Raw genomic sequence first — 22,809 nt, 5'->3', positions numbered from 1 at the left:
CGGCCCACGCCCGGCTCCGCGCCCGGTGCGGTACCGGGCACAGGCCCTGTCCGGCGGGGTCAGCCGACCTCCGGGTCGCCCTTCGTGTAGGTCAGCCGCTCGACCTGTCCGGGCTGGAATTCGTCCTTGACGTCCTTGCCGTTCACGAAGAGGTCCATCGCTCCGGCGTCACCCAGTACGAGGTCGATCTTTTCCTTGTCCGTGAAGGTCTTGGACTGGCCCTGGAGCAGCAGCCCGTCGAAGAGCAGCCGTCCGTTGTGGTCCTTCGCGGAGATCCAGCTCTTGCCGTCCTTCGCGGTCAGCCTGACCGTGACCTTGTCCTGCGGGGCCGCCGCGATGGCGCTGTCCGAAGGGTTGGGCTTGGGGTCGGCCGGCTTGCTGGGGCTGGGCTTGGTGGTCGGCTTGGTGCCTGACGTGGAGCCCTCGGCCACATTCGCCGAGCTGTTGCCCTCGTCCCCACCGCTGAAGAGCGTGAAGCCGACGAAGCCCACCACGGCGACGATCGCGGCGACCATGGCCGCGGTCCAGTTGGGGCGCCGCCGCTCGGGGCGGATGCGTTCGGCTTCGAAGAGCGGTGCGGCGGGCGTCGGCGTGGGGCGCCCGCCATGGGCGTCGTCGTACTGCGCGATCAGTTCTGCCGGGTCCAGGCCGACGGCCCGCGCCAGCGTGCGGATGTGTCCGCGCGCGTACACATCGCCGCCGCAGCGGCTGAAGTCGTCCTGCTCGATCGCGTGCACGATCGGAATGCGGACGCGGGTCGACGAACTGACCTCGTCAACCGTCAGACCTGCGGCGATACGAGCCTGCTGGATGGCACGACCGATCGAAGGCCGGTCGTCTTCGGGAGAGTTGCCGATAGACACGGGGGCGCCTTTCGAGCGTGAGCCACCTGCTGGATGTTCAGTCTAGGGGGGGTATGAAAGAGAGAGGCAACCGGGAGGGCGGTCTTTGTACGCCATCAGAATCGTCTGACAGCCCGATGGCTGGACCATGTGCCGCTCCCCTCCCCTCAACTTGACGTACGAACAACAGAAACGGTTGCTCGGCGATCTCTTACGGGTGAGACTCGCCCCGGATCTCGGCCAGCATGCCATCCAGTTCGTCCGGTTTCAGGTTGACATCGCGTGCCTTCGACCCCTCGCTGGGGCCGACGATGTTCCGTGACTCCATCAGATCCATGAGCCTGCCCGCCTTCGCGAAACCGACACGCAGTTTTCGCTGGAGCATCGAAGTCGAGCCGAACTGCGTGGAGACGACCAGCTCGGCCGCCTGGCACAGAAGGTCCAGGTCATCGCCGATGTCCTCGTCGATTTCCTTCTTCTTCGCGGTCCCGACCACGACGTCTTCCCGGAAGACCGGAGCCATCTGGTCCTTGCAGTGCTGGACGATCAGCGCGACCTCGTCCTCCGTCACGAACGCGCCCTGCATACGGGTCGGCTTGTTCGCACCCATCGGCAGAAACAGACCGTCACCCTTGCCGATCAGCTTCTCGGCGCCCGGCTGGTCGAGGATGACCCGGCTGTCCGCCAGCGACGAGGTCGCGAAGGCGAGCCGGGAGGGCACATTGGCCTTGATCAGGCCGGTGACGACGTCCACGGACGGCCGCTGGGTGGCGAGCACCAGATGAATGCCGGCGGCTCGGGCCAACTGGGTGATGCGGACGATGGAATCCTCGACATCGCGCGGCGCGACCATCATGAGATCCGCGAGCTCGTCGACGATCACCAGCAGATACGGATACGGCGTCAGCTCCCGCTCGCTGCCCTCGGGCGACTTGATCTTCCCGTTCCGCACGGCCTGATTGAAGTCGTCGATGTGCCGGTAGCCGTACGCCGCGAGGTCGTCGTAGCGCAGGTCCATCTCCCGCACCACCCACTGGAGCGCCTCGGCCGCGCGCTTGGGGTTGGTGATGATCGGGGTGATCAGGTGCGGGATGCCCTCATACGCGGTGAGCTCGACGCGCTTGGGGTCGACCAGCACCATCCGCACGTCCTCCGGGGTCGCCCGGACCATCACCGAGGTGATCAGGCAGTTGATGCAGGAGGACTTTCCGGAGCCGGTGGCGCCCGCGACCAGCACGTGCGGCATCTTCGCGAGGTTGGCCATCACATAGCCGCCCTCGACGTCCTTGCCGAGCGCGACCAGCATCGGATGGTCGTCCTCGGCCGCGTCCGCCAACCGCAGCACGTCGCCGAGCTTGACCATCTCGCGGTCGGTGTTGGGGATCTCGATACCGACGGCGGACTTACCGGGGATGGGGCTGATGATGCGTACGTCGGGACTGGCGACGGCGTAGGCGATGTTCTTGGCCAGCGCCGTGATGCGCTCGACCTTCACGGCCGGGCCGAGCTCCACCTCGTACCGCGTGACGGTCGGCCCCCGGGTGAAGCCGGTGACCGCCGCGTCGACCTTGAACTCTGTGAAGACGGTGGTCAGTGAGGCGACGACGATGTCGTTGGCGGCGCTGCGCGTCTTGCCGGGCCCGCCGCGCTCCAGCAGGTCGAGCGAGGGCAGGGAGTACGTGATGTCCCCGGCCAGCTGAAGCTGCTCGGCCCGGGGCGGCAGCGGCTGGGACTGGGACTCGTCGGGACGCGCTTTGGTCCGGTCCGCCACCTGCGGGCGGGCGGGCGGGCCCGCGTCGGCCGCGCGCGTGGGCGCGGGTGTCGCCTCGGGCTCTCCCCCCGATTCCCGCGCGCCGGGCACGGCTGCGGGACGCTCGGTGGACACCCCTTGCGTCAGATCCGCCACCAGCGGCGAGGGCGGCAGCCCGTTCAGCACGGCGCCGTCGAGCGCCGCGGCGGCTGCCGCCGCCACGTCGACGGCGTCCAGGGGGCGGGCGGAGTCGGACTGCACGGAGGCTCTGCGAGGCCGCCGCCGGCGGGTGAGCGCCTCATCCTCGGCCTGCTCCGCGTCGTACACCTCGGGCGCTTCACTCCGGCGCGAGGAAGGACGGCGCGCGCTCTCGGGAAGCGCCTCGCGCCACTGCTCGTCGTAGCGCTCGTCGTCCTCGGTCCCGTCCTCACCCGGCAGCGGCTCTATGATCCGCAGCTTCACGCCGAGAAGTCGCAACCGCTGCGGGATCGCGTTGACCGGCGTCGCGGTGACGACGAGCAGCCCGAAGAGGGTCAGCAGCAGAAGCAGCGGTACGGCGAGGACCTCGCCCATCGTGAAGATCAGCGGCATCGAGGCGGCCCAGCCGATCAGCCCGCCCGCGTCCTGCATCGCCTCGGTGCCGTCGGCGCGGCCCGGTGAGCCGCACGCGATGTGGACCTGGCCGAGCACGCCGACGACGAGCGCGGAGAGCCCGATCACGATCCGGCCGTTGGCCTCGGGCTTCTCGGGATAGAGGATCACCCGCACGCCGATGACGCCGAGCAGTATCGGCACCAGCAGGTCGAGTCGGCCGAAGGCGCCGGTCACCAGCATCTCGACGAGGTCGCCGACCGGGCCGCGCAGCTGGGACCAGGTGCCGGCCGCGACGATCAGCGCGAGGCCGAGCAGCAGCAGCGCCAGGCCGTCCTTGCGGTGCGCGGGGTCGAGTCCCTTCGCGCCCCGCCCTATGCCGCGGAACATCGCGCCCACGCCGTGCGCCATGCCCAGCCAGACGGCGCACACCAGTCGGTACACGCCCCCGGTGGGGGACGGTGCGGCCTTGGGCGCGGGCCTGGCCACCGCCTTCTTGACGGGGGCCTTACTCGTGGGCGCTTTTTTCGCGGGCGCGATCTTCTTGGCGGGCGCTGCCTTCTTCGCGGCGCCAGTTGTACGGCCGGCGCGCGGCTTCGCGGTGCCCGCCGTGCCCTGGGAGCCCTTGCCGGACGTACGTGAGGCCATGGGGCTAGAGGTTACCTGTGCGGACCCCGGCGGACACGTGTGCCTACTGCTTCACCCGTTCGTGTCGTGCCGCGGGAGGCCCGTGACTGACGCCCGCGCTGACGCCTGCTCAGGCGGGCGTCAGGGCGGGCACCGGGGCCGGTTGCCCGGTCCCGGGCATCGGCCCCGCGTGTCGGTCCGACCGTCAATTCCCGGTGGCGACCCCGGGCGTGGGCCTGCTTGCCGCTTCCGTGCGTCAGTTCTGCGCGGACAGCGGGGGCGGCACATTGCCGCCGGTGCCCGGTTCGAGCGCGTCGAGCGCCCGGCGCAGACCCGTCAGTTTGCGCTCCAGGTGAGCCGCGGTGGCGACGGCCGCCGCGTCGGCCGAATCGTCGTCGAGCTGCTTGGAGAGCGCCTCGGCCTGCTCCTCAACGGCCGCGAGCCGCGCCGAGAGTTCGGCGAGGAGCCCGGCAGGCTCCTTTACGTCGCCCGCACCGCCCGCCCGGCTGCTGCCTTCCAGCTGAAGGCGCAGCAGCGCGGCCTGCTCCCGCAGTTGGCAGTTCTTCATGTACAGCTCGACGAACACCGAAACCTTGGCGCGCAGCACCCACGGGTCGAAGGGCTTCGAGATGTAGTCCACCGCGCCGGCCGCATAACCCCGGAAGGTGTGGTGCGGGCCGTGGTTGATGGCGGTGAGAAAGATGATCGGGATGTCCCGGGTCCGCTCTCGCCGCTTGATGTGGGCCGCGGTCTCGAAACCGTCCATACCCGGCATCTGAACGTCCAGCAGAATGACCGCGAAGTCGTCCGTCAACAGCGCCTTGAGCGCTTCCTCCCCTGACGATGCCCGTACCAGTGTCTGATCGAGCGCAGAGAGGATGGCCTCCAGCGCCAACAGATTCTCCGGCCGGTCATCGACCAGGAGGATCTTGGCCTTCTGCACCATGGCCCGTCCTCCTCGTCCCGGCACTGCACCGGGCGCCGCCCCAGGGGACGACTCTCTTGCGTCGCCCGTCCTTGTGCCGGTCATGCTAGCCGCACCCCGCCTGTCGCCACACCCAGTCACCGCTATGTCACCGTGTACGTAGCAGAAACGCGGTGGGAGAACAGAAGGTTCCCCGAATACCGCGCCCTCACACGCCTCCGGCCACAGTCAGTCAGCAACCAGCTCACTTTCGCACAACCAACGATCACTCTCCACGCATCCACTGGTCCATCACCGACAGCAAATGATCGGGATCGACCGGCTTCGTAACGTAGTCGGAAGCACCGGCCTCAATGGCCTTCTCCCGGTCGCCCTTCATCGCCTTGGCGGTCAACGCGATGATCGGCAGGCCCGCGAACTGCGGCATCCTTCGGATCGCCGTGGTCGTCGCATAGCCGTCCATCTCCGGCATCATGATATCCATCAGCACGACCGTCACATCGTCGTGCTGTTCGAGGACTTCGATGCCCTCGCGGCCGTTCTCCGCGTACAGCACGGAGAGACCGTGCTGCTCCAGCACGCTGGTGAGCGCGAAGACATTGCGGATGTCGTCGTCGACGATCAGCACTTTCTCATGGCTGAACCGGATGCCGCGACGGGGCTCGGGCGTCGTCGACTGGCTCATCATCTCCCAGGGCTCCTGTGCGGACTGCGCCGCGGGCGCCGCGGCCGACTTGCCCGCGGACAGTGCGGGCAGATGCCCGGAGCCGCCCAGCCCCTTGCGGCGGCGCCTGAACAGCCCCGGGGAACCGGGCTGCGAGGAGCCGGATCGGGAGTCCGGGTCGACCGGCGGAAGGGCGTCCACCAGTGAACCGTCATCGTTGGCGCTCCCGCGCAGCGGTTCCAGACCGCCGGGCGACAGCTGCGGGTAGCCCTGCGGGGGCAGTTCGCTCGGGTGCAGCGGCAGATACAGCGTGAAGGTGGAGCCGCGGCCCGGCTCGCTGGAAGCGTGGATCTCGCCACCGAGCAGCCGGGCGATCTCCCGGCTGATGGACAGCCCAAGACCCGTACCGCCGTACTTCCTGCTGGTCGTCCCGTCGGCCTGCTTGAACGCCTCGAAGATCACCCGCATCTTGCTCGCCGCGATACCGATGCCGGTGTCGGTCACCGAGAAGGCGATGAGATCGGCGTCCGCGTCACGCAGCGAGCCTGCCTCAAGGAGTTGTTCACGGATCGCGTTGGGCACATCGGCGCTGGCCGGCCTGATGACCAGCTCGACGGCGCCCGTGTCGGTGAACTTCACCGCGTTGGCCAGCAGGTTGCGCAGGACCTGCAACAGCCGCTGCTCGTCGGTGTGCAGCGTCGCCGGCAGCTCCGGAGAGACCCGGACGGAGAAGTCCAGGCCCTTCTCCGCGGTGAGCGGCCGGAAGGACGCCTCCACGTAGTCGACAAGCTGGACCAGCGCGATCCGGGTCGGGCTGACGTCCATCTTGCCCGCCTCGACCTTCGACAGGTCGAGGATGTCGTTGATCAGCTGGAGCAGATCGGAACCGGCTCCGTGGATCGTTTCGGCAAACTCCACCTGCTTCGGCGAGAGATTCCCCTCGGCGTTGTCGGCGAGCAACTTGGCCAGAATGAGCAGCGAGTTGAGCGGCGTCCGCAGTTCGTGCGACATGTTCGCCAGGAACTCGGACTTGTAGCGCATCGAGACCGCGAGCTGCTCGGCACGCTCCTCAAGCACCTGCCTGGCCTCCTCGATCTCGGTGTTCTTCACCTCGATGTCGCGGTTCTGCTGCGCCAGCAGCTCGGCCTTGTCCTCCAGTTCGGCGTTGGACACCTGGAGCGCCCGCTGCCGGTTCTCCAGCTCCTCCGAGCGCTCACGCAGCTGCTCGGTCAGCTCCTGGGACTGCTCAAGCAGCACTTCGGTCTTCGAGTTGACGCTGATCGTGTTGACGCTCGTCGCGATCATCTCGGCGATCTGGTTCAGGAAGTCCTTCTGGATCTGGGTGAAGGGCTGGAAGGATGCCAGCTCGATCACGCCGAGAACCTTCCCCTCGAAGAGCACCGGCAGCACGATCACATGCGCGGGCGGGGACTCGCCAAGGCCGGAGGAGATCTTGAGATAGCCCGCCGGCACGTTGTCCACCAGGATGGTCCGCTTCTCCTCGGCGGCGGTGCCGATGAGTGTCTCGCCCGGCTTGAACGAGGTCGGCATGGAGCCCGACGAGTAGCCGTAACTGCCGCGCATGCGCAGCTCGTACGCACTGTCCGCGTCGGCGCCGACCTCGGCGGCCACCTGCCTGCTCAGCGCCAGGAAGAACGCCCCGTGCTGCGCCGAGACCACCGGGGTGAGCTCGCTCATGATCAGCGAGGCCACGTCGTCGAGGTCGCGGCGGCCCTGCATCAGGCCGGAGATCCGCGCCAGGTTGCCCTTGAGCCAGTCCTGTTCCTTGTTGGCCAGGGTGGTGTCGCGCAGGTTGGCGATCATCGTGTTGATGTTGTCCTGCAGGACCTGGATCTCGCCCGCCGCGTCGACGTCGATCTTCAGATTGAGATCACCGCGGGTCACCGCGGTGGCCACGGCGGCGATCGCGCGCACCTGACGGGTCAGGTTGCCCGCCATCTCGTTCACCGACTCGGTCAGGTCGCGCCAGGTGCCGTCCACGTCACGCACCCGCGCCTGCCCGCCCAACTGGCCGTCCGTACCCACCTCACGGGCTACTCGCGTCACCTGCTCGGCGAACGACGACAGCTGGTCGACCATCGTGTTGATGGTGGTCTTCAGCTCCAGGATCTCGCCGCGAGCGTCAATGTCGATCTTCTTGGTCAGGTCGCCCTTGGCGATGGCGGTGGTGACCATGGCGATCTGGCGCACCTGGCCGGTGAGGTTGGACGCCATCGAGTTCACCGACTCGGTGAGGTCCTTCCACGTACCGGACACTCCAGGAACGCGTGCCTGGCCGCCGAGTTCGCCCTCGGTGCCCACCTCGCGGGCCACCCGGGTGACCTCGTCGGCGAACGAGGACAGCGTCGTCACCATGGTGTTGACCGTATCGGCGAGCTGCGCGACCTCGCCGCGCGCCTCGACCGTCACCTTCTTGGTCAGGTCTCCGTTGGCGACCGCCGCCGAGACCTGCGAGATGTTGCGCACCTGCGACGTCAGGTTGTTCGCCATCAGGTTGACGTTGTCGCTGAGGTCCTTCCAGATGCCGGTGACTCCACGCACCCGGGCCTGGCCGCCGAGGATGCCCTCGGTACCCACCTCACGCGCGACCCTCGTCACCTCGTCGGCGAACGAGGACAGCTGGTCGACCATCGTGTTGACGGTCGTCACCAGTTCCAGGATCTCACCCTTGGCATCAACGGTGATCTTCTTCGACAGATCGCCCTTGGCGACCGCCGTAGTCACTTCGGCGATGTTGCGCACCTGCGAAGTCAGGTTGTTCGCCATGAAGTTGACGGACTGGGTGAGGTCCTTCCAGGTGCCGCTGACGCCCTGGACCTCCGCCTGGCCGCCGAGCATGCCCTCGGTGCCCACCTCGCGGGCCACCCGGGTCACCTGCTCCGCGAAGTTCGACAGCTGGTCGACCATCGTATTGAGGGTGTTCTTCAGCTCCAGGATCTCGCCACGCGCATCCACGTCGATCTTCTGCGACAGGTCACCACGAGCGACCGCCGTCGCGACCTGCGCGATGTTACGGACCTGAGCGGTCAGATTCCCCGCCATGCCGTTCACCGAATCGGTCAGATCGCGCCACACACCGGCGACGCCGGGCACCTGTGCCTGACCGCCGAGGCGGCCGTCCGTCCCCACACCCCGGGCCACCCGGGTCACCTGGTCGGCGAACGAGGACAGCTGGTCGACCATCGTGTTGATGGTGTTCTTCAGCTCCAGGATCTCGCCGCGCGCATCCACGTCGATCTTCTGCGACAGGTCACCACGAGCGACCGCCGTCGTCACCTGGGCGATCTGACGCACCTGCGAAGTCAGGTTCCCCGCCATGAAGTTGACGGAGTCGGTCAGTTCCTTCCAGGTACCGCTGACGCCGTCCACCCGGGCCTGGCCGCCGAGGCGGCCCTCCGTACCCACGTCACGCGCCATGCGCGTCACCTGGTCGGCGAACGAGGACAGCTGGTCCACCATCGTGTTGACCGTGTTCTTCAACTCCAGCATCTCGCCGGAGACGTCCACGGTGACCTTCTGCGACAGATCGCCGTTGGCGACCGCCGTCGTCACCTGCGCGATATTGCGCACCTGACCGGTGAGGTTGCGGAAGGCCGTGTTCACCGAGTCGGTGAGGTCCTTCCACGTCCCCGCCGCGCCCGGCACCTGCGCCTGACCGCCGAGCAGGCCCTCGACGCCGACCTCGCGCGCCACCCTGGTGACCTCGGAGCCGAAGGACTGGAGCTGGTCCACCATCGTGTTGACGGTGTTCTTCAACTCCAGCATCTCGCCCGCGACATCGACGGTGACCTTCTGCGACATGTCACCGTTGGCGACCGCCGTCGTCACCTGCGCGATGTCCCGCACCTGCGTGGTGAGGTTGCGGAAGACGGTGTTCACCGAGTCGGTGAGGTCCTTCCACGTCCCCGCCGCGCCCGGCACCTGCGCCTGACCGCCGAGCAGACCCTCGCCGCCGACCTCGCTCGCGACCCGAGTGACCTCGTCCGCGAACGTACGCAGCGTCTCGGTCATCTGATTCATGGTCTCGGCCAGCTGGGCGACCTCGCCCCGGGCGCTCACCGTGACCTTCCGGGACAGGTCGCCGTTGGCGACCGCGGTGGTCACCTCGGCGATCCCGCGCACCTGCGCCGTCAGGTTCCCGGCCATGAGGTTGACGGAATCGGTGAGGTCCTTCCACACGCCCGCCACACCGGGCACCTGGGCCTGACCGCCCAGTTCGCCTTCGGTACCGACCTCGCGTGCGACGCGGGTGACCTCGGACGAGAAGGAGGAGAGCTGGTCGACCATCGTGTTGACGGTGTTCTTGAGCTGCAGCATCTCGCCGGCCACATGCACGGTGACCTTGCGTGACAGATCGCCCTTGGCGACCGCTGTCGTGACGAGAGCAATGTCACGTACCTGAGCGGTGAGCCGGTAGGCCATGGTGTTGACCGAATCCGTGAGATCTTTCCACGAACCGGACATTCCGCGAACCTGGGCCTGACCGCCCAGCTTGCCCTCGGTACCCACTTCCAGGGCAACCCGGGTGACCTCGTCGGTGAACGCGGAGAGCTGGTCGACGAGGTTGTTGACCGTGCGTCCGACCTTCAGGAACTCCCCGCGCAGCGGGTGTCCCGACCCCTCGGGGACCTGCGAGCGCAGTTCCATCCGCTGGTCCAGATCGCCGTCGGCGACCGCCGAAAGCACCCGTCCGACCTCGGAGACCGGTCGTACGAGGTCGTCGACCAACTCGTTCGAGGCATCGATCGCGGTGGCCCAAGAGCCTTCACAGGCGCCCGTTTCCAGCCGTTCGGCCAGTTTTCCCTCACGCCCGACCATGCGACGCACCCGGGCGATCTCACCGGTCAGATGCAGATTCCGGTCGGCGACCTCGTTGAAAACAGCCGCAATTTCGGACATCACCCCGTCGCCCGACACCGTCAGGCGCTTACGGAAGTTGCCGTCTCTCATCGTTACCAGTGCCGCCAGCAGCCTATTCAGGGCCGCTGTGTCCACTTCGGTTGTCCCATTGCTCCGGGACCGTCCGCCTTTTGCGCGCGTAGTCGTGCTCCGCGCGGCTGCGCCAGACTCCACCGTGTCCCTCCCGCAGGGGTCGACCGTACTCACCGGCTTACACACCGGTGCTTCTCCCGAAGCTTTCCCAGTGTTTCACCCTGGCCGAACCCGGCCATAACAGTTCGGCAGCTTCGCACACCCTCCCCGCACCTTGAGGGCGGAAACACTGGTGACCGGCATCCGCACGGACTGCGAAGGTAAGTAACCTGGCATCCGGCTGTCCAGCCGCCCCGGTCCGCCCGGCGGGGGCGGTGACGTGAGATCCACCACCGGGCACCGGAGGGGCGGGCCGACCATGGCAGAACCGGGCGTCGAGACACGAACGAGGAGCGTTGTGATCACCGCGCGGGCCGCTGCCAGCTTCGACCCCGTCGGGCGGTCGGTCGCGACCGCCCGTGCCTTTGTGCGGGACACCCTTCAGGGGTGGGGCTATTCCGACATCGTGGACGACGCGGTCGTGCTGACCAGCGAACTGGTCACCAACGCGGTGGTGCACGCGGGCACCACCGCCGACGTGCTCTGTCTGCGCACGGAAGAGGGCGTACGCGTCGAGGTGGCCGACCGCTACCCCGAGCGCGAGGTGCCCCTCCAGGGGACCTCCCAGCACTTTGGCAGCCCCGACCGCGAAGGCGGCCGCGGCCTCCTGCTCTGCGCGGCCCTCGCCTCCCGGTGGGGCGTCGAATACGCGCCCAGCACGAAGCAGGTCTGGTTCCAACTCGACCTCCCCGACCGCCCCGTCGGCATACGCTCCGCCGGTCCCGTGCTCCCCGTCGAGCTGCTCCCGGTCGCCGACGGCCGGGTCCGCGTCGCCGTCGTCCAGATCGACCGCACCGGGGCCATCCGCGCCTGGAACGAGGACGCGGCCGAGCTCTTCGGTTACGACGCCGAGCAGGTCACCGGCAAGCAGCTCACCGACTTCGCCGCCTGGCCGCACACCCCCGGCATCGCCACAGGCATCGCCGACGCCCTCCAGTTGTCCCGCTGGGAGGGCAGTTACGGCATCCGCAGCTCCGACGGCCGCGTCATCGCCGTCTACGCGTCCCATCTGCGGGTCCGGGACGTGAACGGCGAGCCGTCCACGGTCTGTCTGCTGGTGCGCGACGCGGAGCGCGCGGTCATCCAGTCCCCCCAGCGCACCCCCACGGACACCCCCGGTGGCGGGCTCACCGACAGCCGCGCCGCGGACCCCTTCGAGGTCTTCATCGGCTCCCCCGCCCCTGACGACCTCGACGGTCTTCTCCAACGCACCGTGGAGCGCGCCCGCGACATGCTTGACGCCGACTCGGCGTTCCTGCTGCTCGCGACCGACGACGAGACGGAGCTGGAGGTGCGGGCCACCACGGGCCTGCCCTCCGCCCGCCAGCGCTTCGCCCGCGTCCCCGTGGAGGCCGGCACCGGCCGCTACGGCTCCGCCAGGATGCCCGCCGTCCACGAGGACCTCACGGCCGTCCCCGGCGCCGTACCGCTCCTCAGCGGCACCGGCATGCGCTCCGTCGTCACCGTCCCGCTGAAGGTCGAGGGCCGCCTCACCGGGTCCCTCGGCGTCGCCGCCGAGGCGGCGGGCCGCTACTCCAACGAAGAGGCCCTGCGCCTGCAGTTCGCGGCCGACCGCATCGCGCTGGCCGTCGAGTCCGCGCGGCTGGGCGAGCTGGAGCGACTGCGCCGCGGTTCGCTCTCGTTCCTCGTCGAGGCCTCCGATCTCCTCGCCGGCACCCTCGACCGCGACCAGACCCTCGCGCTGATGGCCCAGATGACCGTGCCCACGCTCGCCACCTGGTGCGCCGTCTACACCATCGCCGACCAGTCCTCCGAGCCGTACCTCTCCTACGTGCTCCACGAGGACGAGGAGCGCATCGACGGGCTCAAGGCCCTGCTGTCCAAGATCGCCCCGCCGGACCCGGTGCCGACGCCGGGCGCCCGCATCTGGACCGCCCCGAGCGAGGCGGCCCACCAGTCCGCACTCCGCACGTCCATGCGCAGCCTCGGCCTGGGCTCCACCCCGCAGCTCGGCTCGGGCATCGGCACCACGCTCGCCACCGCCGCGGCGGTCGGCGGCGAGACCGTCGTCCTGCCGCTGGTCGCCCGCAATCGTGTCATCGGCATGCTCACCCTCGGCAAGCCCACCGACGACCACTTCCGCCAGGAGATCCTGGAGCTCGCCGAGGACCTCTCCCGCCGTGCCGCACTCGCCCTCGACAACGCGCGCCTGTACTCCGAGCGCATGGCCATCAGCCAGTCCCTCCAGCGCAGCCTGCTGCCGCCCGAGTTGCCGCACGTCCCGAACGTCGAGGTCGAGGTCATCTACCGCGCCGCGGGCGAGGGCAACGAGGTCGGCGGCGACTTCTACGACCTCTTCCCGATCCGCGACGGGGCGTACGGCTTCGCCATCGGCGACGTCTGCGGTACGGGGCCGGAGGCGGCCGCCGTCACCGGCCTCGCGCGCCACGCCCTGCGGCTGCTCGCCCGCGAGGGCTTCTCCGGCCCGGCCGTCCTGGAGCGCCTCAACGCGGCGATCCTCGACGAGGGAGCCCGCAGCCGCTTCCTGACGCTCCTGTACGGGGAGTTGTGGCCCCAGGAGGACGGCAGCTCCATCCTCAAGATCGTCTGCGCGGGCCATCCGCTGCCACTGCGTCTGCGCCAGGACGGCTCGGTCGAGGCCGCCGCCGAACCGCAGCCGCTGCTGGGCGTCATGGAGGACCTGGAGCTGTACGAGCAGACCGTCACCCTGGACCCCGGCGACGTGCTCCTGTGCGTCACGGACGGCGTCACCGAGCGCCGTGAGGGCACCCGCATGCTCGGCGACGACGGCCTGGCCGAAGTCCTCGCGACCTGCACGGGCCTGACGGCCGGCGCGGTGGCCGCCCGCATCCTGCGCGCGGTCGAGCGCTTCGCGGCGGAACCGGCCTCCGACGACATGGCCATCCTCGCCATGCGCGTCCCCGAACTGCACGCGCAGTAGGCCCTCCAGAGGCTCAGTGGGTACGCGAAAGGCCCCCGCCAACAGGCGGGGGCCTTTCGTACTGAGCCCCAATACGGAATCGAACCGTAGACCTTCTCCTTACCATGGAGACGCTCTACCGACTGAGCTATTGGGGCCTGTTGCTCTGTGGCAACGGGATAGATCATACCCGAGTCTGCGCGTGTTTCGAAACCGCCCGTTCCTCAGAAGGCAGGCTGAAGAAGTCCCCCGAGCGCGTTGCACGCCGACACGACGCGCTGGAGGTCCCGCCGCGACAACCCGCCGCCGACCGGCAGCGCCAGAGTCTCGTCCGCGGCGCGTTCGGTCTCGGGCAGACAGACCTCCTGCCGAAGTCCAGGCAGCCGGTGCACGGGCGTCTTCACGGGCACCTGGCAGTCCACGCCCTTGCGCCGCACAGCGCGCGCGAACGCGTCACGGTCGGGCCGCCCATTGCCGGGGACCCGCACGACGTACTGCTGATACGTGTGCCCTGCGCGAGCCACCGGAGTACGAACCCCGGTGAGTCTCTCGTCGAAGTACGCGGCCTGGGCACGCCGTTGAACCAACGCGCTCCCGTCGGCGCCGACCCCGTCGGGCTGCTCCAATACCAGGAGCCCGCGCCTGCGCCCCAGATCCTGAAGCCACCCCAGGTCGGCCGGGCAGCCGAATCGAGGTACGGCCACGACGGCCGCCGTACGCGAAGTCACAGCGGCCGCAGCCGCGCCCGCATCCAGACAGTAGCTGTCCGGGTCGATGTCCACGAACACCGGCAGCGCCCGCACCGCGACCACCGCCTCTGCCACCTCGACGTTCCCGTAAGCCGACAAGATGACCTCGTCGCCGGCACCGACACCTGCGGACTTCAGCATTCCGATCGTCCCCATACCTCGGAATCGTGGCCGCACAACGTGAACAACAAGTGACCGGGCATAAAAAAACGCTGGTCCCAGAACCGAAGTTCTGGGACCAGCGTTGAATAATTGTTCGGCGGCGTCCTACTCTCCCACAGGGTCCCCCCTGCAGTACCATCGGCGCTGAAAGGCTTAGCTTCCGGGTTCGAAATGTAACCGGGCGTTTCCCTAACGCTATGACCACCGAAACTCTATGAAGTTAACCAAACCGGTGTATGCACAGTTCGTTACTTCAGAACTAACACAGTGGACGCGAGCAACTGAGGACAAGCCCTCGGCCTATTAGTACCAGTCAGCTCCACCCGTTACCGGGCTTCCACATCTGGCCTATCAACCCAGTCGTCTACTGGGAGCCTTAACCACTCAAGGTGGTGGGAATACTCATCTCGAAGCAGGCTTCCCGCTTAGATGCTTTCAGCGGTTATCCTTTCCGAACGTAGCCAACCAGCCGTGCCCTTGGCAGGACAACTGGCACACCAGAGGTTCGTCCGTCCCGGTCCTCTCGTACTAGGGACAGCCCTTCTCAATATTCCTACGCGCGCAGAGGATAGGGACCGAACTGTCTCACGACGTTCTAAACCCAGCTCGCGTACCGCTTTAATGGGCGAACAGCCCAACCCTTGGGACCGACTCCAGCCCCAGGATGCGACGAGCCGACATCGAGGTGCCAAACCATCCCGTCGATATGGACTCTTGGGGAAGATCAGCCTGTTATCCCCGGGGTACCTTTTATCCGTTGAGCGACAGCGCTTCCACAAGCCACTGCCGGATCACTAGTCCCGACTTTCGTCCCTGCTCGACCCGTCGGTCTCACAGTCAAGCTCCCTTGTGCACTTACACTCAACACCTGATTGCCAACCAGGCTGAGGGAACCTTTGGGCGCCTCCGTTACTCTTTAGGAGGCAACCGCCCCAGTTAAACTACCCATCAGACACTGTCCCTGATCCGGATCACGGACCGAGGTTAGACATCCAGCACGACCAGAGTGGTATTTCAAGATTGACTCCACACACACTGGCGTGCATGCTTCAACGTCTCCCACCTATCCTACACAAGCCGAACCGAACACCAATATCAAACTATAGTAAAGGTCCCGGGGTCTTTCCGTCCTTCTGCGCGAAACGAGCATCTTTACTCGTAGTGCAATTTCACCGGGCCTATGGTTGAGACAGTCGAGAAGTCGTTACGCCATTCGTGCAGGTCGGAACTTACCCGACAAGGAATTTCGCTACCTTAGGATGGTTATAGTTACCACCGCCGTTTACTGGCGCTTAAGTTCTCAGCCTCGCACACCCGAAGGTGCACTAACCGGTCCCCTTAACGTTCCAGCACCGGGCAGGCGTCAGTCCGTATACATCGCCTTACGGCTTCGCACGGACCTGTGTTTTTAGTAAACAGTCGCTTCTCGCTGGTCTCTGCGGCCACCCCCAGCTCACGGAGCAAGTCCGATCACTAGTGATGGCCCCCCTTCTCCCGAAGTTACGGGGGCATTTTGCCGAGTTCCTTAACCATAGTTCACCCGAACGCCTCGGTATTCTCTACCTGACTACCTGAGTCGGTTTAGGGTACGGGCCGCCATGAAACTCGCTAGAGGCTTTTCTCGACAGCATAGGATCATCCACTTCACCACAATCGGCTCGGCATCAGGTCTCAGGCACATGTCATCCGGATTTACCTGGACAACGCCCTACACCCTTACCCCGGGACTACCACCGCCCGGGCTGGACTACCTTCCTGCGTCACCCCATCGCTTACCTACTACCACCTTGGACCGGCGGCTCCACCACTTCCCTTTGCCCGAAGGCTCCAGGACGGCTTCACGGCCTTAGCATTAATGGGTTCAGTACTGGGCGTTTCAAAGCGGGTACCGGAATATCAACCGGTTGTCCATCGACTACGCCTGTCGGCCTCGCCTTAGGTCCCGACTTACCCTGGGCAGATCAGCTTGACCCAGGAACCCTTAGTCAATCGGCGCACACGTTTCTCACGTGTGTATCGCTACTCATGCCTGCATTCTCACTCGTGAACCGTCCACCACTCGCTTACGCGGCGGCTTCACCCGGCACACGACGCTCCCCTACCCATCCGCACTCCCGTTGGGGATATGTGTACGAATGACACGACTTCGGCGGTACGCTTGAGCCCCGCTACATTGTCGGCGCGGAATCACTAGACCAGTGAGCTATTACGCACTCTTTCAAGGATGGCTGCTTCTAAGCCAACCTCCTGGTTGTCTGTGCGACTCCACATCCTTTCCCACTTAGCGTACGCTTAGGGGCCTTAGTCGATGCTCTGGGCTGTTTCCCTCTCGACCATGGAGCTTATCCCCCACAGTCTCACTGCCGTGCTCTCACTTACCGGCATTCGGAGTTTGGCTAAGGTCAGTAACCCGGTAGGGCCCATCGCCTATCCAGTGCTCTACCTCCGGCAAGAAACACACGACGCTGCACCTAAATGCATTTCGGGGAGAACCAGCTATCACGGAGTTTGATTGGCCTTTCACCCCTAACCACAGGTCATCCCCCAGGTTTTCAACCCTGGTGGGTTCGGTCCTCCACGACCTCTTACAGCCGCTTCAACCTGCCCATGGCTAGATCACTCCGCTTCGGGTCTTGAGCGCGCTACTAAACCGCCCTATTCGGACTCGCTTTCGCTACGGCTTCCCCACACGGGTTAACCTCGCAACACACCGCAAACTCGCAGGCTCATTCTTCAAAAGGCACGCAGTCACGACTGTATGTGCAAGCACATACAGCGACGCTCCCACGGCTTGTAGGCACACGGTTTCAGGTACTATTTCACTCCGCTCCCGCGGTACTTTTCACCATTCCCTCACGGTACTATCCGCTATCGGTCACCAGGGAATATTTAGGCTTAACGGGTGGTCCCGCCAGATTCACACGGGATTTCTCGGGCCCCGTGCTACTTGGGTGGTTCTCAAACGAGCCGTTGATGTTTCAGCTACGGGGGTCTTACCCTCTACGCCGGACCTTTCGCATGTCCTTCGCCTACACCAACGGTTTCTGACTCGTCTCATCGCCGGCAGACGATGAAAGAGAACTCCCACAACCCCGCACACGCAACCCCTGCCGGGTATCACACGCATACGGTTTGGCCTCATCCGGTTTCGCTCGCCACTACTCCCGGAATCACGGTTGTTTTCTCTTCCTGCGGGTACTGAGATGTTTCACTTCCCCGCGTTCCCTCCACATACCCTATGTGTTCAGGTATGGGTGACAGCCCATGACGGCTGCCGGGTTTCCCCATTCGGACACCCCCGGATCAAAGCTCGGTTGACAGCTCCCCGGGGCCTATCGTGGCCTCCCACGTCCTTCATCGGTTCCTGGTACCAAGGCATCCACCGTGTGCCCTTAAAAACTTGGCCACAGATGCTCGCGTCCACTGTGCAGTTCTCAAGCAACGACCAGTCACCCATCACCCCCGCTATACAGCGGAGTTCACTGGGGCCGGCATCGCGAAGGTTCAGGCTGCGAAGCCCGTACCCTCAGATACCCAACAGCGTGCCCGACCCGGTTCCCTCCCTCCCACTTTCCACGCCGAAGCAGTACTTGTGAGAGAACAAAAACCGTGCCGAATAGTCAACGTTCCACCCATGAGCAACCAGCACCGGACGTTCGCCGATGAACTGGCCTCTGACCAGCCGAAGCCGGTAAGAAATGCTCCTTAGAAAGGAGGTGATCCAGCCGCACCTTCCGGTACGGCTACCTTGTTACGACTTCGTCCCAATCGCCAGTCCCACCTTCGACAGCTCCCTCCCTTACGGGTTGGGCCACCGGCTTCGGGTGTTACCGACTTTCGTGACGTGACGGGCGGTGTGTACAAGGCCCGGGAACGTATTCACCGCAGCAATGCTGATCTGCGATTACTAGCAACTCCGACTTCATGGGGTCGAGTTGCAGACCCCAATCCGAACTGAGACCGGCTTTTTGAGATTCGCTCCACCTTGCGGTATCGCAGCTCATTGTACCGACCATTGTAGCACGTGTGCAGCCCAAGACATAAGGGGCATGATGACTTGACGTCGTCCCCACCTTCCTCCGAGTTGACCCCGGCGGTCTCCTGTGAGTCCCCATCACCCCGAAGGGCATGCTGGCAACACAGAACAGGGGTTGCGCTCGTTGCGGGACTTAACCCAACATCTCACGACACGAGCTGACGACAGCCATGCACCACCTGTACACCGACCACAAGGGGGGCACCATCTCTGATGCTTTCCGGTGTATGTCAAGCCTTGGTAAGGTTCTTCGCGTTGCGTCGAATTAAGCCACATGCTCCGCTGCTTGTGCGGGCCCCCGTCAATTCCTTTGAGTTTTAGCCTTGCGGCCGTACTCCCCAGGCGGGGAACTTAATGCGTTAGCTGCGGCACCGACGACGTGGAATGTCGCCAACACCTAGTTCCCAACGTTTACGGCGTGGACTACCAGGGTATCTAATCCTGTTCGCTCCCCACGCTTTCGCTCCTCAGCGTCAGTAATGGCCCAGAGATCCGCCTTCGCCACCGGTGTTCCTCCTGATATCTGCGCATTTCACCGCTACACCAGGAATTCCGATCTCCCCTACCACACTCTAGCCTGCCCGTATCGACTGCAGACCCGGGGTTAAGCCCCGGGCTTTCACAACCGACGTGACAAGCCGCCTACGAGCTCTTTACGCCCAATAATTCCGGACAACGCTCGCACCCTACGTATTACCGCGGCTGCTGGCACGTAGTTAGCCGGTGCTTCTTCTGCAGGTACCGTCACTTGCGCTTCTTCCCTGCTGAAAGAGGTTTACAACCCGAAGGCCGTCATCCCTCACGCGGCGTCGCTGCATCAGGCTTTCGCCCATTGTGCAATATTCCCCACTGCTGCCTCCCGTAGGAGTCTGGGCCGTGTCTCAGTCCCAGTGTGGCCGGTCGCCCTCTCAGGCCGGCTACCCGTCGTCGCCTTGGTAGGCCATTACCCCACCAACAAGCTGATAGGCCGCAGGCTCATCCTTCACCGCCGGAGCTTTCAACTTCCCACCATGAGGCAGAAAGTATTATCCGGTATTAGACCCCGTTTCCAGGGCTTGTCCCGAAGTGAAGGGCAGATTGCCCACGTGTTACTCACCCGTTCGCCACTAATCCACCCCGAAAGGCTTCATCGTTCGACTTGCATGTGTTAAGCACGCCGCCAGCGTTCGTCCTGAGCCAGGATCAAACTCTCCGTGAATGTTTTCCCGTAATCGGGAGACACACACGACGAGCGGGACAACACAACCGGAATAAGGCGTGTCGTCCACAGCGTCCTCGCTAGTGTTGCCTGATCGCACCCCCGCCAGAGCGGGGGCCGTCCAGGTCTTTTTCAAAGGAACCACCAACCCACCAGTAAAGATGGGCCGGGGTATCAACATTTGGCGTTGACTTTTGGCACGCTGTTGAGTTCTCAAGGAACGGACGCTTCCTTTGGTCCCTTTTCACGGGGCCCTCCGGGCGCTTCCCTTCGGTATTTCGTGTTTCCGACTCTATCAGACGCTTTCGTGTCCGATTCCCCGTCGGCGGGACGCTTTCCAGGTTCCCGCTTTCGCGTTTCCCTTTCCGGCGATTCCGACTTTATCAGAAGTTCTGAGTCGGAATTCCCGACCCGGTCGGGCTGACTCCGACACACGAATGTGCCCGGTTCCCGTTCAGGTGGAGACGTAAACGTACTGGAGCGGGGCTCCTCGATGCAAATCGGGGCCCCGCTCCAGTGTCGGCGTCAGACCTCGACGACGACGGGCAGGATCATCGGGCGCCGGCGGTAGGTGTCGGAGACCCACTTGCCCACCGAGCGGCGGATCAGCTGCTGGAGCTGGCGGGGCTCGGCGACGCCGTCGGCGGCCGACTTGGCGATGGCCTCTTCGATCCTGGGGATCACGGCGAAGAAGACCGCATCGTCGATGCCGGAGCCTCGTGCGTGGATGTCGGGGCCCTTCACGATCTTGCCCGTGGTGCTGTCGACCACGACGAAGACCGAGATGATCCCCTCGTCACCGAGGATGCGGCGGTCCTTCAGAGAGGACTCCGTGACATCGCCGACCGACAGGCCGTCGACGTACACATAGCCTGCCTGGACCTTCCCGACGATCTTCGCGCGGCCGTCGACCAGGTCGACCACCACGCCGTCCTCCGCGATGACGATGTGGTCCTTGGGGACACCCGTGAGGGCTCCCAGCTCGGCGTTGGCGCGCAGGTGGCGCCATTCGCCGTGGACCGGCATCAGGTTCTTCGGCTTGCAGATGTTGTAGAAGTACAGCAGCTCGCCGGCCGAGGCGTGGCCCGAGACGTGGACCTTGGCGTTGCCCTTGTGAACGACGTCGGCGCCCCAGCGGGTCAGACCGTTGATCACGCGGTACACCGCGTTCTCGTTGCCCGGGATCAGCGACGAGGCCAGGATGACGGTGTCGCCCTGGACGATGCGGATCTGGTGGTCCCGGTTGGCCATGCGTGAGAGCGCGGCCATCGGCTCGCCCTGCGAGCCGGTGCAGACCAGCACGACCTGGTGGGCCGGGAGGTCGTCGAGTGTCTTGACGTCGACGACGAGGCCGGCCGGGACGTTCAGGTACCCCAGGTCGCGGGCGATGCCCATGTTCCTGACCATCGAGCGGCCGACGAAGGCGACTCTGCGGCCGTTCTCGTGCGCCGCGTCGAGGACCTGCTGGATGCGGTGAATATGGCTGGCGAAGCTGGCCAGGATGATGCGCTTCTGGGCGCTCGCGAAGACCTGCCGCAGGACGTTCGCGATGTCCTTCTCGGGCGGTACGAAGCCCGGGACCTCGGCGTTCGTGGAGTCCGACAACAGGAGGTCGATGCCCTCCTCGCCGAGCCTGGCGAAGGCGCGCAGGTCGGTCAGGCGACCGTCCAGCGGAAGCTGGTCCATCTTGAAGTCGCCGGTGTGGACGACCATGCCCGCCGGGGTGCGGATGGCGACGGCCAGCGCGTCCGGAATCGAGTGGTTGACCGCGACGAACTCGCAGTCGAAGGGGCCCACGCGCTCCCGCTGTCCCTCGGTGACCTCAAGGGTGTACGGGCGGATGCGGTGTTCCTGCAGCTTCGCCTCGATCAGCGCGAGGGTCAGCTTGGAGCCGATCAGCGGGATGTCCTGCTTCAGCCTCAGCAGGAACGGGACACCACCGATGTGGTCCTCGTGGCCGTGCGTGAGCACGATGCCTTCGATGTCGTCGAGGCGGTCCTTGATGGACGTGAAGTCCGGCAGGATCAGGTCGATTCCTGGCTGCTCCTCCTCGGGGAAGAGCACGCCGCAGTCGACGATCAGCAGCCGGCCGTCGTATTCGAAGACCGTCATGTTGCGGCCGATCTCGCCGAGGCCGCCGAGCGGTGTGACGCGCAGACCGCCCTTCGCAAGCTTCGGCGGCGTACCGAGTTCAGGATGCGGATGACTCAAAAGACTCTCCTCACCACACACGCCACGTACCGCTGAGGCACGTGGCGCGTATGACATTCGTGCACTTGCTGTTGTCTGGGTGGATGTGCGTATTCAGTTGTGAAGTCTGTGATCAGAGCTGTACGCCACCGGCCGCGAGGTCCCTCTTGAGCTGCGCTTCTTCCTCCGGCGTGAGCTCGACGAGGGGCAGGCGCAGCGGGCCGGCGGGCAGACCCTGGAGGGCGAGCGCGGCCTTGGTGGTGATGACGCCCTGGGTGCGGAACATGCCGGTGTAGACCGGCAGCAGCCGCTGGTGGACCTCGGTCGCTTTCCGGACATCGCCGGAGAGGAAGGCCTCCAGCAGGGCTCGCAGCTCGGGCGTGACCACGTGGCCGACCACCGAGACGAAGCCGCAGGCGCCGACGGACAGGAGCGGGAGGTTCAGCATGTCGTCGCCGGAGTACCAGGCCAGGCCGCTCTGCGCGATGGCCCAGCTGGCGCGGCCGAGGTCGCCCTTGGCGTCCTTGTTGGCGACGATCCGCGGGTGCTCGGCCAGCCGGACGAGCGTCTCGGTGTTGATCGGGACGCCGCTGCGGCCGGGGATGTCGTAGAGCATGACCGGAAGCTCAGTGGTGTCGGCGATGGCCGTGAAGTGCCGGAGCAGCCCCTCTTGCGGGGGCTTGTTGTAGTACGGCGTCACTGCGAGGAGGCCGTGGGCGCCCATCCGCACGGCCGCGCCGGCCAGCTCGATGCTGTGGCGGGTGTCGTTGGTACCGACGCCGGCCACCACGTGGGCCCGGTCTCCGACGGCTTCGACCACAGCCCGTACCAGGTCGTTTTTCTCCGCGTCGCTGGTGGTCGGGGACTCACCAGTGGTGCCGTTGACGATCAGGCCGTCGTTGCCTGCGTCCACCAGATGGGCCGCGAGGCGCTGGGCACCGTCGAGGTCGAGTGCGCCGTCAGCCGTGAACGGCGTGATCATGGCGGTGAGGACCCGCCCGAAGGGGGTCTGCGGAGTGGAGATCGGAGCCATGGGTAACACGCTACTCGCTGCTCATCGC

At 65.7% G+C, this 22,809-nt stretch carries 8 protein-coding genes, 1 tRNA gene and 3 rRNA genes; 1 reads left to right on the top strand and 11 read right to left on the bottom strand.

Going from position 1 to position 22,809, the window contains the following annotated elements; all coding sequences use genetic code 11:
• Positions 1-59: 59 nt before the first annotated feature.
• The 4 genes from ACLLJJ_RS30595 to ACLLJJ_RS30580 form a co-directional block, all read right to left on the bottom strand.
• Complete coding sequence (locus ACLLJJ_RS30595) at positions 60-863, bottom strand: helix-turn-helix domain-containing protein (protein ID WP_434597335.1); 804 nt, start codon at positions 861-863, stop codon at positions 60-62.
• Between the two features lie 190 nt (positions 864-1,053).
• Positions 1,054-3,831 carry a DNA translocase FtsK gene (locus ACLLJJ_RS30590; protein ID WP_434597332.1) on the bottom strand — a complete coding sequence of 926 codons (2,778 nt, stop codon included), beginning with the start codon at positions 3,829-3,831 and terminating at the stop codon, positions 1,054-1,056.
• A 235-nt stretch (positions 3,832-4,066) separates the two neighbouring features.
• Positions 4,067-4,756, bottom strand: coding sequence for a response regulator (locus ACLLJJ_RS30585; protein ID WP_434597330.1), 690 nt, complete (start codon positions 4,754-4,756; stop codon positions 4,067-4,069).
• Positions 4,757-5,000: 244 nt separating this feature from the next.
• Entirely contained in the window at positions 5,001-10,493 is a 5,493-nt protein-coding gene (locus ACLLJJ_RS30580; protein ID WP_434597327.1) for a HAMP domain-containing protein, read from the bottom strand.
• A gap of 277 nt (positions 10,494-10,770) precedes the next feature.
• Between ACLLJJ_RS30580 and ACLLJJ_RS30575 the strand changes: the two genes are divergently transcribed.
• Positions 10,771-13,434, top strand: a complete 2,664-nt coding sequence (locus tag ACLLJJ_RS30575; protein WP_434597324.1) for a SpoIIE family protein phosphatase — start codon at positions 10,771-10,773, stop codon at positions 13,432-13,434.
• A gap of 64 nt (positions 13,435-13,498) precedes the next feature.
• Here the strand turns inward: ACLLJJ_RS30575 and ACLLJJ_RS30570 are convergent.
• From ACLLJJ_RS30570 to dapA, 7 genes are all read right to left on the bottom strand, one after another.
• A tRNA-Thr gene (locus ACLLJJ_RS30570) sits at positions 13,499-13,571 on the bottom strand.
• A 66-nt stretch (positions 13,572-13,637) separates the two neighbouring features.
• On the bottom strand, positions 13,638-14,318 hold the full coding sequence (locus ACLLJJ_RS30565; protein ID WP_434597321.1) for a DegT/DnrJ/EryC1/StrS family aminotransferase: 681 nt from the start codon (positions 14,316-14,318) through the stop codon (positions 13,638-13,640).
• Between the two features lie 98 nt (positions 14,319-14,416).
• Positions 14,417-14,533 (bottom strand): 5S ribosomal RNA (rrf, locus tag ACLLJJ_RS30560).
• Between the two features lie 74 nt (positions 14,534-14,607).
• Positions 14,608-17,730: ribosomal RNA gene (locus ACLLJJ_RS30555) — 23S ribosomal RNA — on the bottom strand.
• A gap of 303 nt (positions 17,731-18,033) precedes the next feature.
• Positions 18,034-19,558 (bottom strand): 16S ribosomal RNA (locus tag ACLLJJ_RS30550).
• Together the 16S, 23S and 5S rRNA genes form the textbook arrangement of a ribosomal RNA operon.
• A gap of 525 nt (positions 19,559-20,083) precedes the next feature.
• Positions 20,084-21,769 (bottom strand): ribonuclease J, encoded by a 1,686-nt coding sequence (locus tag ACLLJJ_RS30545; protein ID WP_434597319.1) that lies wholly within the window; start codon positions 21,767-21,769, stop codon positions 20,084-20,086.
• 112 nt (positions 21,770-21,881) lie between these two features.
• Positions 21,882-22,781 (bottom strand): 4-hydroxy-tetrahydrodipicolinate synthase, encoded by a 900-nt coding sequence (gene dapA / locus ACLLJJ_RS30540; RefSeq protein ID WP_434597317.1) that lies wholly within the window; start codon positions 22,779-22,781, stop codon positions 21,882-21,884.
• Between the last annotated feature and the right edge of the window lie 28 nt (positions 22,782-22,809).

Source organism: Streptomyces sp. A5-4 (genome assembly GCF_051131715.1).
GTDB lineage: Bacteria > Actinomycetota > Actinomycetes > Streptomycetales > Streptomycetaceae > Streptomyces.
This window is presented reverse-complemented; position numbering and strand designations above follow the sequence as displayed.

Coding starts and splice junctions, on each gene's coding strand:
- ACLLJJ_RS30575 (WP_434597324.1), top strand. CDS start 10,771: ATGGCAGAACCGGGCGTCGAGACACGAACGAGGAGCGTTGTGATCACC.
- ACLLJJ_RS30590 (WP_434597332.1), bottom strand. CDS start 3,831: ATGGCCTCACGTACGTCCGGCAAGGGCTCCCAGGGCACGGCGGGCACC.
- ACLLJJ_RS30565 (WP_434597321.1), bottom strand. CDS start 14,318: ATGGGGACGATCGGAATGCTGAAGTCCGCAGGTGTCGGTGCCGGCGAC.
- ACLLJJ_RS30585 (WP_434597330.1), bottom strand. CDS start 4,756: ATGGTGCAGAAGGCCAAGATCCTCCTGGTCGATGACCGGCCGGAGAAT.
- dapA (WP_434597317.1), bottom strand. CDS start 22,781: ATGGCTCCGATCTCCACTCCGCAGACCCCCTTCGGGCGGGTCCTCACC.